We start from the raw sequence: 12,485 nt of genomic DNA on the forward strand, positions 1-12,485 counted from the left end.
TATGTCTTTTAAAGTGCTACATAGAGGATACCAACATATCCGACTATCATCTTCTTTTTCACTCACCTTGGATATTCAAGACTATCTTCGTTCCTTGGCGAGAGATGAAAAGGGGATTGAGTCTATCCAGTTTTACATGGATCAACAGCACTTTACTCTACGCATAAAAGAAGGCTTTTCTGTATTAGATAATGCAGAAGCCTTTTTAAAAAGAATTGATAAAGGGAAAGTTTCTGAGTTGATGACTCTTCCCATTCGTAGAGAAGAGAGTGCTTATTCTATTGTTTCAGGTGCAGCGGTTAAGCGTGTGCTTTTTCGTAGTTTTGTGCCATATCCTATTCGCTATATATGGACTTGTTATCAGGCTTTGGGTTATATCAGAGAAGCCTATCAAACACTAGCGCGTAAGGAACTAACGATGGAAGTCTTGGACTGTTCGGCGATTTTATTGTCCTTGTTTATGAACCAATCCAAGACGGCTAGCAATATCATGTTTATGCTTGATTTGGGGAATCATTTAGATCAGTGGTCTTTGAAAAAAACGGCAACAGATTTAGAACAGAGCCTTCTTGCAAAAGAGAGCGATGTATTCCTAGTACAGGGCGATACGGTTGTTAGTATCAAGAGTTCCGATGTTCAAATAGGAGATGTCTTGGTCCTATCTCAAGGAAATGAAATTCTGTTTGATGGACAAGTAGTTTCAGGTTTAGGTATGGTCAACGAAAGTTCCTTGACGGGAGAGAGTTTTCCAGTTGAAAAAAGAGAGTCTGATTTGGTTTGTGCAAATACAGTATTAGAAACTGGAGAGTTACGCATTCGTGTAACCGATAATCAGATGAACAGCCGGATTTTACAGCTGATTGAGTTGATGAAGAAATCTGAAGAAAACAAGAAAACGAAACAACGCTATTTCATCAAAATGGCGGACAAGGTCGTCAAATATAATTTCTTGGGGGCTGGGCTGACTTACCTATTAACAGGTTCTTTTTCTAAGGCTATTTCTTTCCTATTGGTCGATTTCTCCTGCGCTTTGAAAATCTCTACTCCTGTAGCTTATTTGACAGCTATCAAGGAGGGTTTGAATCGTGAAATGGTGATTAAGGATGGGGATGTTCTGGAGAAATATCTGGAAGTTGATACTTTCTTGTTTGATAAGACGGGAACAATCACAACTAGCTATCCTATAGTTGAAAAGGTGTTACCTTTTGGGGACTATAGTGAGGAAGATATTCTCAGAATCAGTGCCTGTCTTGAGGAACACATCTATCATCCTATTGCTAATGCCATCGTCAAGCAAGCCGAGATAGAGGGAATTGAACATGAGGAAATGCATGGGAAACTCCAATATATCGCAAGCAAGGGAATCAAATCCCATATCGATGGCCAACCAGTTCTTATTGGGAATTATGTCTTGATGCAGGATGAGCAGATTCATATCAGTTCGGAGCAAAATGCTTTAATTGAAGAGTACAAGAGTCACTACAATCTCTTATTCTTGGCTTATCAGAATGAATTGATTGGAATGTTCTGCATTCATACTCCTTTGAGAAAAGAAGCAAAAGCAGCCTTGGAGAAACTTAAGGCACAAGGGAAAAAATTGATTCTGGCAACAGGGGACACCATGGTTAGGACAGAGGAATTAGTCAAAGATTTGCCCTTTGATCAGGTCTATACAGACTTGAAACCTGATGGAAAATTTGAGTTAGTAGAGGAACTGCAGAAAGCAGGTCACACTATTTTGATGGTTGGGGATGGGTTGAATGACTCAGCTGCTCTAACCCTATCAGATATCGGTGTGGTGATGAATGAGAGTGCAGATATTTCTAAGCAGATGAGCGATATCTTATTGTTAGATAATCGTTTGGATTTCTTCCAAGAGTTGGATTGGCTATCATCATCTTTGCAAACACTCATCAAGAAGAATATTCAAGATACCGTTGTCGTAAATAGTAGTTTGATTGGCTTTGGCTTGTTTAATTGGCTCAGTCCTTCAAATCTTTCTATCTTACATAATCTAACAACCTTACGCATTGTACTGCGTAGCCTGTCTATTAAAAATAGATAGATGAGAGTTATTAACAGCAAAAAGGAGTTACCTTTCTCGAGGGTAACTCCTTTGTTTATAGATAAATGTTGAATAGTTTAGTAAGTCAATACAAAGTATTTTTTCTTACCACGACGGATAACAGTCAGTTCGTTCTCTAACTTATCTGCGTCACTCAAGACATAGTCAAGGTCTTGGATACGGTCGCCATTTAAGTAAATGGCTCCGTTTTGAACATCTTCACGGGCTTGGCGTTTTGAGTTGACTACACCAGATGACACGAGCAGTTCCACGATATTGTGGTTTTCATCTGCTTGAACTTGGTAGTTTGGAACGCCACGAAGTCCTTGTTTGAGCTCTTTGACAGAAAGGTTTTTGATGTTTCCTGCAAAGAGTTGCTCAGTGATGTTGAGGGCTTCTTTGTAAGCTTCTTCTCCGTGAACAAGTGTAACGACTTCACGAGCCAAGACTTTTTGAGCCAAGCGTTCGTGTGGAGCCGCTTCAAATTGTTTGCGGATGTCTTCAATCTCATCAAGTGATAAGAAAGTAAAGATCTTCAAGAAGCGAACAGCGTCAGCGTCCATAACGTTCATCCAGAATTGGTACATTTCATATGGGGAAGTCTTTTCAGGATTGAGCCAGACGGCATTTCCTTCTGATTTACCAAATTTCTTACCAGTTGCATCTGTGATCAATGGAACAGTGATAACGTGACCAGTCTTGTCAGCCTTACGACGAAGCAATTCAGTACCAGCTGTCATATTTCCCCACTGGTCAGAACCACCGATTTGAAGCGTTACGTTGTGGTCTTGGTTAAGAACGAAGAAGTCGTAACCTTGCATGATTTGGTAAGCAAACTCAGTGTATGAAATTCCTGTTTCGATCCGTTTTTTCACAGACTCCTTACTCATCATGTAGTTGACCGTGAAGTATTTTCCAATATCACGGAGGAAGTCAATGAAGCTGATGCTGCCAAACCAGTCGTAGTTGTTGACCATGACAGCTTTATTTTCACCATTTTCAAAGTCAAGAAAACGAGAAAGTTGTCCTTGGATAGACTTGACCCAGCCATCTACTGTGTCTTTTGTTTGGAGACTACGCTCAGCATCTTTGAAGGACGGATCTCCGATGAGACCTGTAGCACCGCCAACGAGCGCATAAGGTTTGTGACCTGCTAGTTGCAAGCGACGACTTGTCAAGATTGCGACAAGGTGGCCTAGGTGAAGGCTGTCAGCAGTTGGATCGTAGCCAGTATAATAAGAAACTTGACCTTCTTCTAGGGCTTTACGCAAAGCTTCTTCATCAGTCGTTTGAAATATCAAACCACGCTCTTTTAGCTCATCAAAAATGTGCATGTGTCTTTTCTCCTTTTTAAAATTATTGTTTCTAACTATTGTATCACAAACTTGAGCAATAGCCTAGCAGAATAGGGAAGAAAGTGGCTATTTTATTGAAAATTTCCCTTTTGTGGTATAATAGATAAAGTGAGGAAATCCATGCAAAATCAATTAAATGAATTAAAACGAAAAATGCTGGAATTTTTCCAGCAAAAACAAAAACATAAAAAATCAGATAGGCCGGCCAAGAAAGGTTCAAGTGTCCAAAAATCTAAATCCCTAGAGAAGCCAGCCATTTTTCCAGCTATTTTACTGAGTATAAAAGCCTTATTTAACTTACTCTTTGTGCTCGGTTTTCTAGGAGGAATGTTGGGAGCTGGGATTGCTTTGGGATACGGAGTGGCCTTATTTGACAAGGTTCGGGTGCCTCAGACAGAAGAATTGGTGAATCAGGTCAAGGACATCTCTTCTATTTCAGAGATTACCTATTCGGACGGGACGGTGATTGCTTCCATAGAGAGTGATTTGTTGCGCACTTCTATCTCATCTGAGCAAATTTCGGAAAATCTGAAGAAGGCTATCATTGCGACGGAAGACGAACACTTTAAAGAACATAAGGGTGTAGTACCCAAGGCGGTGATTCGTGCGACCTTGGGGAAATTTGTAGGTTTGGGTTCCTCTAGTGGGGGTTCAACCTTGACCCAGCAACTAATTAAACAGCAGGTGGTTGGGGATGCGCCGACCTTGGCTCGTAAGGCGACAGAGATTGTGGATGCTCTTGCCTTGGAACGCGCCATGAATAAAGATGAGATTTTAACGACTTATCTCAATGTGGCTCCCTTTGGCCGAAATAATAAGGGGCAGAATATTGCAGGAGCTCAGCAGGCAGCTGAGGGAATTTTCGGTGTAGATGCCAGCCAGTTGACTGTTCCTCAAGCAGCATTTTTAGCAGGACTTCCACAGAGTCCCATTACCTATTCCCCTTATGAAAATACTGGAGAGTTGAAGAGTGATGAAGACCTAGAAATTGGCTTAAGACGGGCTAAGGCAGTTCTTTACAGTATGTATCGTACAGGTGCCTTAAGCAAAGACGAGTATTCTCAGTACAAGGATTATGACCTTAAACAGGACTTTTTACCATCGGGCACGGTTGCAGGAATTTCACGAGACTATTTATACTTTACAACTTTGGCAGAAGCTCAAGAACGTATGTATGATTATCTAGCTCAGAGAGACAATGTCTCCGCCAAGGAGTTGAAAAATGAGGCAACTCAGAAGTTTTATCGCGATTTGGCATCCAAGGAAATTGAAAATGGTGGTTATAAGATTACTACTACCATAGACCAGAAAATTCATTCTGCCATGCAAAATGCGGTTGCTGATTATGGCTATCTTTTAGACGATGGAACAGGTCGTGTAGAAGTAGGGAATGTCTTGATGGACAACCAAACAGGTGCTATTCTAGGCTTTGTAGGTGGTCGTAATTATCAAGAAAATCAAAATAATCATGCCTTTGATACCAAACGTTCGCCAGCTTCTACTACCAAGCCCTTGCTGGCCTACGGTATTGCTATTGACCAGGGCTTGATGGGAAGTGAAACGATTCTGTCTAACTATCCAACAAACTTTGCTAATGGCAATCCGATTATGTATGCTAATAGCAAGGGAACAGGAATGATGACCTTGGGAGAAGCCTTGAACTATTCATGGAATATCCCTGCTTACTGGACCTATCGTATGCTCCGTGAAAAGGGTGTTGATGTCAAGGGTTATATGGAAAAGATGGGTTACGAGATTCCTGAGTACGGCATTGAGAGCCTGCCGATGGGTGGTGGTATTGAAGTCACAGTTGCCCAGCATACCAATGGATATCAGACCCTAGCAAATAATGGTCTATATCATAAAAAACATGTAATTGCTAAAATTGAAGCAGCAGATGGTAGAGTGGTGTATGAGTATCAGGATAAACCGGTTCAAGTCTATTCAAAAGCTACTGCGACAATTATGCAGGGCTTGCTGCGAGAAGTTCTATCCTCTCGTGTGACAACAACCTTCAAGACGAATCTGACTTCTTTAAATCCTAGTCTGGCTAATGCAGATTGGATTGGGAAGACTGGTACAACCAACCAAGATGAAAATATGTGGCTCATGCTTTCGACACCTAGATTAACCCTAGGTGGCTGGATTGGGCATGATGATAATCATTCATTGTCACGTAGAGCAGGTTATTCCAATAACTCTAATTACATGGCTCATCTGGTAAATGCGATTCAGCAAGCCTCACCAAGCATTTGGGGGAACGAGCGCTTTACTTTAGATCCTAGTGTAGTGAAATCGGAAGTCTTGAAATCAACAGGTCAAAAACCAGGGAAGGTTTCTGTTGAAGGAAAAGAGGTAGATGTTACAGGTTCGACTGTTACCAGCTATTGGGCTAATAAGGCAGGGGCGCCAGCGACCAGTTATCGCTTTGCTATTGGCGGAAGTGATGCGGATTATCAGAATGCTTGGTCTAGTATTGTGGGGAGTCTACCAACTACATCAAGCTCCAGCAGTTCAAGTAGTAGTTCTAGCGACAGTAGTAACTCAAGTACTACACGACCTTCTTCTTCAAGGGCGAGACGATAAGTTCTATAAACTGTGCTAAATGAAGTGGCTAATCAATGGATTGCCACTTTTTTCTTTTTTCCTTTCGTGTTACAATAAAGGTATGAATCAGTATCAGAAAAAGATTGTTAAAGGAACCATTTATTCGCTCCTATCCGGCTTAATCTGGGGAATCTGTGGAATTTTAGGAGAATATTTCTTTACTCATTACCAGGTGTCTTCGGGCTGGATTACCTCTATGCGTTTGACACTGGCAGGGAGTCTTGTGCTCGTTTGGTCTGCGATGCAATTAAAATCACAAGTGCTAGATATCTGGCGAGACAAGAAAAATTACCTGCCCTTTTTGGCCTATGCTATTTTAGGGATTTTTTCAGTCCAGTATTTTTTCTACCTCTGCGTAGAATATTCTAATGCAGCGACAGCAACTATTTTACAGTTTATCAGTCCTGTCTTTATCCTCTTTTACAATCGTTTGGTTTATCAAAAACGAGCGTCAAAAAGCGCTATTTTCTATGTTTTGGTTGCCATGTTGGGTGTTTGCCTGATGGCGACAAAGGGAGATCTCTCTCAATTATCCATGACACCGTTAGCACTTGTGACGGGTCTACTGAGTGCCATGGGGGTTATGTTTAATGTTATCTTGCCCCAACCTTTTGCGAAGCGTTATGGTTTTGTTCCCACGGTTGGGTGGGGGATGATTTTGGCAGGTTTATTTAGCAATGTCCTCTCGCCGGTTTATCAGCTTTCCTTTACTCTGGATATTTGGAGTATCTTGATTTGCCTTATTATCGCTTTCTTTGGTACAGCTTTTGCTTTTTTTATTTCCATGAAGGCGGTGTCCTTGGTTTCTCCCTTGGTGGTTTCCGTTATCAGTGCCAGTGAACCTCTCTCTTCTGCCCTTTTGAGTGTTTTGTTTTTAGGATTGGTAGTGGATTGGTCCCTTCTTCTAGCTATGGCCCTGATTATTTTACCCATGATTTTCCTATCGATAGAAGAAGCGAAAGAAAGTAAATAAAAAGTCTTTTCTTAATTCTAAAAGTGTGCTATACTAGAATAGTCAATAAAACACGGGGAGATAGTTGTGAAGAGTGTTTTTAGGTTGTATCGGTAGGGGCTTTCTTTTACCGACAGCACGTTTTATCTCACATCCCTAAAAATCATACCTAAAAACAAACAAAAAGGCTTCAAATTTGAGGCCTTTTTTGGTAGAATAGGTATCATTAAAATGAACTAGGAGGCGCCTATGACTGCTACAAAAATGAACGCACAAGAAATTATCCAATTTATCGCCAATGCTGAAAAGAAAACCAGTGTCAAAGTAACTTTTGAGAGACAACTCGCAACTGCTGTACCTAGCTCTGTTGTTAAACTAGGAAATGTCCTATTTGGAGACTGGAAGGATGTGGCTCCGCTTCTCGATGGCCTGGTAGAAAATCAAGACTATGTTGTTGAGCAAGATGCTCGTAATTCTGCAGTTCCTTTGCTAGACAAACGTGCTATCAACGCTCGTATCGAGCCAGGTGCGATTATCCGTGACCAGGTTGAAATTGGTGACAACGCTGTTATCATGATGGGAGCGGTTATCAATATCGGTGCTGAAATTGGTGCAGGAACTATGATTGACATGGGGGCTATCCTTGGTGGCCGTGCCATCGTTGGGAAAAACAGCCACGTTGGTGCAGGTGCAGTTTTGGCAGGTGTGATTGAGCCAGCTAGCGCAGAACCAGTCCGTGTTGGAGACAATGTTCTTATCGGTGCTAATGCAGTGGTTATTGAAGGAGTTCAAATCGGTAGTGGTTCAGTTGTCGCAGCAGGAGCTATTGTTACCCAAGATGTCCCAGAAAACGTGGTGGTAGCAGGTGTTCCAGCTCGTATCATCAAAGAGATTGATGCCCAAACCCAACAAAAAACAGCGCTAGAGGATGCGCTTCGTACCTTATAATTGTAAAAGTAATAAAGAGGCGGAACCCTTCTTCCAGCCTCTTTCTGCTATATCGGAGGATAGATAGATGTTAGATTTGATTCAGACTAGACGAGATTTGCACCAGATTCCAGAGATTGGCTTGGAGGAGTTCAAGACTCAGGCTTATTTGCTGGATGTGATTGAGAAATTGACTGCGGGCAAGAATTTTGTCCAAGTTCGAACTTGGCGGACAGGTATTTTGGTTTACTTGCAGGGAAGTCAGCCAGAGCGGACTATTGGTTGGAGAACAGATATTGATGGTCTGCCGATCATCGAGCAAACAGGCCTTCCTTTCGTCTCTCAGCACCAAGGTCGTATGCACGCTTGTGGCCATGATTTCCACATGACTATTGCCTTAGGCTGTCTTGAGCGAGCCCTTGAGGAGCAACCAAAGAACAATCTGCTCTTTTTGCTTCAGCCTGCTGAAGAAAATGAAGCTGGTGGCATGCTCATGTATGAGGATGGCGCTTTTGGAGACTGGTTGCCAGACCAGTTTTATGGCCTCCATGTTCGGCCAGATTTGAAAGTCGGCCAGATTGCGACCAATACTTATACACTTTTTGCAGGGACTTGCGAGGTGAAGATTCGTTTTAAAGGTAAAGGAGGACATGCAGCATTTCCGCATGAAGCCAATGACGCTTTGGTGGCGGCTAGTTACTTTGTGACCCAGGTGCAGTCAGTTGTCAGCCGCAATGTCAACCCAATCGAGGGAGCAGTGGTGACCTTTGGTGTTTTCCAAGCTGGAACAACAAACAATGTTATCACAGACACAGCCTTTTTGCATGGAACTATTCGGGCCTTGACACAGGACATGAGTCTCTTGGTGCAAAAGAGGGTCAAAACAGTTGCAGAAGGAGTTGCAGCTGCCTTCGATATGGAAGTCGAAGTGGAACTCAAACAAGGGGGTTACCTGCCTGTTGAGAATAATCCAGTCTTGGCGCGTGAACTGATGGACTTCTTTGAAGAAAAAGAGGGGATTGAGTTAATTGATATTGAACCTGCTATGACAGGTGAAGACTTTGGTTATCTCCTTTCGAAGGTTGATGGTGTTATGTTCTGGCTTGGTATCGATAGTCCCTACGCCCTTCATCACCCTCAGATGAGTCCTAAGGAAGAAGCATTAGCTATTGGGGTGGATGCGGTCTCTAGTTTCCTGAAAAAGAAGGCGGCAGAGTAGAGGGCTTGTCTATGAAAGCAGAATTACGCAAGCAAGTCTTGCAAGAAATGAAGGCTTTACCTCTAGAGCAAAAACAGGCTATGGATCAAGCTTTAACGGATCAATTTTTGAAACATCCCTTCTACCAAGAAGCTAAGGTCATCGCAACCTACCTCTCTTTTCCTCATGAGTTTCAAACGCAGGAACTGATCGAGCAGGCTCTGAAGGATGGCAAGAAGGTTCTGATACCTAAAACATATCCCAGGGGTCGCATGGACTTTGTGGTCTATAATCCGCAACAACTGGTCAAAACTTCCTTTGGCTTACTGGAACCACAGGGAGATTTGGAAGTGGTGGATGCCTCTCAGATTGATTTGATTCATGTTCCAGGGTTAGCTTTTACGACAAAGGGCTATCGGATTGGCTATGGTGGAGGTTATTATGACCGCTATCTGAAACATTTTCCTGGTCATACTTTGAGTACGGTTTATCCTTGTCAAATTCAGGACTTTATCCCTGAAAATCATGATATTCCTGTTGAGGAGGTTCTGATTGATGAAGGAAATCTTTGATAGACGTTACCCTGTGACGAGTTTCTTCCTCTTAGTGACGGCCTTGGTATTTCTACTAATGTTGGTGACCACAGGAGGAAACTTTTACAGGGCAGATACTCTATTTCGATTTGGAGCCATGTACGGGCCTGCCATTCGCCTCTTTCCTGAGCAGATTTGGCGTCTCTTCTCTGCCATCTTTGTTCATATTGGGTGGGAACATTTCATTGTTAATATGCTTTCGCTCTATTATCTTGGTAGGCAAGTAGAGGAAATTTTCGGATCCAAGAAGTTTTGCTTTCTCTATCTTTTATCTGGAATGATGGGCAATCTCTTTGTTTTTGTATTTAGTCCCAAATCCTTAGCAGCAGGAGCCTCGACTTCTCTCTATGGGCTATTTTCCGCGATTATCATTCTTCGCTATGCCACTCGCAACCCCTATATCCAACATCTAGGACAGTCTTATCTGACACTTTTTATGGTTAACATTATTGGAAGTGTTCTGATTCCAGGAATCAGTCTAGCAGGCCATATCGGAGGTGCAGTCGGTGGCGCATTTCTAGCAGTTATCTTTCCAGTTAGAGGAGAAAGACGGATGTATAGCGCTAGTCAGAGACTGGTAGCGTTAGTGTTGTTCGTAGGACTCGCAGCCTTGCTTCTCTACAAGGGAATGGGATGAAAATTTATGTAATGAAAAAAAAGATAAGGTATTTTTGAACCTTATCTTTTTATGTTATTCCTTCTCAGCCAATTCTTTTCCAAGCTGGATGAGGTAATCCTTCAAATCATCTTTGACTTGTGGGTGTTTGAGGGCGTAGTCAATAGATGTTTTCATAAAGCCGAATTTATCTCCAACGTCGTAACGAGCTCCTGTAAATTCACGGGCGAAAACACGTTGTGTTTTATTAAGGGTATCAATAGCGTCGGTAAGCTGGATTTCATTTCCAGCGCCAGGAGCTTGCTTTTCGAGAATATCAAAAATTTCTGGTGTGAGAAGATAGCGACCGATAATAGCTAAATCACTTGGAGCATCTTCGGGAGCTGGTTTTTCAACGAAAGTTTCAACACTATAGAGACCATTGATTCCTTCACCTTGAGGAGAAATGACTCCATATGATGAAACGTCTTCGTGTGGTACAGGCATGACAGCAATGGTTGATGCGTGTGTCTTTTCGTAATCATTCATCAGTTGTTTCGTCAATGGGATAGCTTTTTCGTTAGTGATGTCCATAAGGTCATCACCTAGCATAACAACGAAGGGCTCATTCCCCACAAAAGCTTTGGCTTGTAAGACAGCATCTCCAAGACCACGAGGGTGAGTTTGGCGAATGAAATGGAGGCGCATACCAGTTGCTTCATCTACCAATTTTAACAAATCCGTTTTACCTTTTTCTTTAAGATTGTATTCAAGCTCAAAGTTTGAGTCAAAGTGGTCCTCAATAGAACGTTTTGATTTACCAGTGACAACTAGAATATCTTCAATACCTGATTTGAGAGCTTCTTCCACGATAAACTGGATAGTTGGTTTGTCTACAATTGGCAACATTTCTTTGGCAAGGGCCTTGGTTGCTGGTAAAAAACGAGTTCCTAGTCCAGCAGCAGGGATAACTGCCTTTCTAACTTTTGATGTCATAAGAATCCTTTCTTTAGAGGGTCAAGACCACTCATTTTCTGCTTTAAATTCATTGTTCATGATGTCATAAATGGCATCTTTAATATTGGTTCCGTGGTAAATAACTTGGTAAATGGCCTGTGTAATGGGCATATAGACTCCAAGTTCTTGCGCTAGTTCATAGGCTGCTCGAGTCGTTGAAATTCCTTCGATCACCATGCCCATATTGGCTTCGATATCAGCTAGAGACTCTCCACGACCAAGAGCATCTCCGGCTCTCCAGTTACGAGAGTGGATGGAAGTCCCTGTTACGATCAAATCTCCCACACCAGACAAGCCACTATAGGTCAATGGACTGGCACCAAGTGCTACTCCTAAGCGGGTAATTTCTGCCAAGCCTCGAGCGATGATGGCTGCCTTAGCATTGTCACCAAATCCCAAACCATGTAAGGCTCCAGCACCGACAGCAATAATATTTTTAAGAGCACCAGCAGTTTCAACTCCAATAACATCCGTATTGGTATAAAGTCGGAAGTAGTGATTACTAAAGAGTTCTTGAACGTATTGAGCTGTTTGTAAATCTTTAGAAGCAGCAGTGATTAAAGTTAGGTCACGCACAATGGTCTCTTCCGCATGACTAGGTCCTGAAACAACAACAATATCACTGCGGAGATGTTCAGGAATTTCTTCTTCAAGAATGGTTGATAATCGTTTATGGCTATCAGGTTCTAATCCCTTTGATGCGTGCATGATGATAGCCTTATGATCTAAGGTTTGTGCAACTTGTTGGGCAACAAGTCGTGTCACTTTTGTTGGGACAACAAACAAAATCGCATCTACATCTTTCAGTGCCTCTGATAAGTCGGTGTAGGCAATGATATTTTCATCTAGAACGACATCTTTAAAGTATTGTTTATTAGTATGGTGTGTATTAATTTCATTGATTTGCTCGGGAAGATTTCCCCAAATACGTACCTCGTGTCCATTGTCATTTAAGACTTGTGAAAGGGCAGTTCCCCAAGAACCAGGCCCCAAGACGGCGACGGTTTGTTTTTCCATGTTTTCCTCCTTGATAGAGTTCTCTTTTTATTTTATCACATTCTAGGGGATTTTGCACTTGCATTGCTGGGGAGTGGTGGCTTTGTTACTTGAAAAATACACAAAAACCGAGACTCAGTATTAAACTCTTAGTCTTTAGTTCTGACAGATAGTTTGATT

The 12,485-nt window shown here is 42.1% G+C and carries 10 protein-coding genes; 7 read left to right on the top strand and 3 right to left on the bottom strand.

Annotated features, from left to right (window positions below):
* The first annotated feature begins 1 nt into the window (after window position 1).
* Window positions 2–2,065, top strand: coding sequence for a heavy metal translocating P-type ATPase (locus tag HT724_RS00570; protein WP_173276605.1), 2,064 nt, complete (start codon window positions 2–4; stop codon window positions 2,063–2,065).
* Between the two features lie 77 nt (window positions 2,066–2,142).
* Here the strand turns inward: HT724_RS00570 and tyrS are convergent, their stop codons facing one another.
* The gene (tyrS, locus tag HT724_RS00575; protein ID WP_173276606.1) at window positions 2,143–3,399 is read right to left on the bottom strand and encodes a tyrosine--tRNA ligase; all 1,257 of its coding nucleotides are present in this window, start codon (window positions 3,397–3,399) and stop codon (window positions 2,143–2,145) included.
* Window positions 3,400–3,540: 141 nt separating this feature from the next.
* Here tyrS and pbp1b point away from each other — a divergent pair, with 141 nt between their 5' ends.
* The 6 genes from pbp1b to HT724_RS00605 all read left to right on the top strand — a co-directional run bounded on the left by pbp1b (window position 3,541) and on the right by HT724_RS00605 (window position 10,334).
* Window positions 3,541–6,006, top strand: coding sequence for a penicillin-binding protein PBP1B (pbp1b, locus tag HT724_RS00580; protein WP_173276607.1), 2,466 nt, complete (start codon window positions 3,541–3,543; stop codon window positions 6,004–6,006).
* An 82-nt stretch (window positions 6,007–6,088) separates the two neighbouring features.
* The gene (locus tag HT724_RS00585) at window positions 6,089–7,000 is read left to right on the top strand and encodes a DMT family transporter (RefSeq protein WP_173276608.1); all 912 of its coding nucleotides are present in this window, start codon (window positions 6,089–6,091) and stop codon (window positions 6,998–7,000) included.
* A gap of 228 nt (window positions 7,001–7,228) precedes the next feature.
* Window positions 7,229–7,927: a 2,3,4,5-tetrahydropyridine-2,6-dicarboxylate N-acetyltransferase gene (gene dapD / locus HT724_RS00590; RefSeq protein WP_173276609.1), complete on the top strand. Its 699-nt coding sequence runs from the start codon at window positions 7,229–7,231 to the stop codon at window positions 7,925–7,927.
* 67 nt (window positions 7,928–7,994) lie between these two features.
* The gene (locus tag HT724_RS00595) at window positions 7,995–9,125 is read left to right on the top strand and encodes an N-acetyldiaminopimelate deacetylase (protein ID WP_173276610.1); all 1,131 of its coding nucleotides are present in this window, start codon (window positions 7,995–7,997) and stop codon (window positions 9,123–9,125) included.
* A gap of 11 nt (window positions 9,126–9,136) precedes the next feature.
* Window positions 9,137–9,676, top strand: a complete 540-nt coding sequence (locus HT724_RS00600) for a 5-formyltetrahydrofolate cyclo-ligase (RefSeq protein ID WP_101776933.1) — start codon at window positions 9,137–9,139, stop codon at window positions 9,674–9,676.
* Window positions 9,660–10,334 (top strand): rhomboid family intramembrane serine protease, encoded by a 675-nt coding sequence (locus HT724_RS00605; protein ID WP_153226400.1) that lies wholly within the window; start codon window positions 9,660–9,662, stop codon window positions 10,332–10,334. The genes HT724_RS00600 and HT724_RS00605 overlap by 17 nt, the downstream gene beginning before the upstream one ends.
* Window positions 10,335–10,388: 54 nt before the next feature.
* Here the strand turns inward: HT724_RS00605 and galU are convergent, their stop codons facing one another.
* Window positions 10,389–11,288 carry a UTP--glucose-1-phosphate uridylyltransferase GalU gene (gene galU, locus HT724_RS00610; protein ID WP_173276613.1) on the bottom strand — a complete coding sequence of 300 codons (900 nt, stop codon included), beginning with the start codon at window positions 11,286–11,288 and terminating at the stop codon, window positions 10,389–10,391.
* Window positions 11,289–11,309: 21 nt separating this feature from the next.
* A complete protein-coding gene (locus HT724_RS00615; RefSeq protein WP_173276616.1) occupies window positions 11,310–12,326 on the bottom strand; it encodes an NAD(P)H-dependent glycerol-3-phosphate dehydrogenase in 1,017 nt (338 codons plus the stop codon).
* Window positions 12,327–12,485: the final 159 nt, after the last annotated feature.

The organism is Streptococcus sp. k-402 (assembly GCF_013277515.1).
GTDB lineage: Bacteria > Bacillota > Bacilli > Lactobacillales > Streptococcaceae > Streptococcus.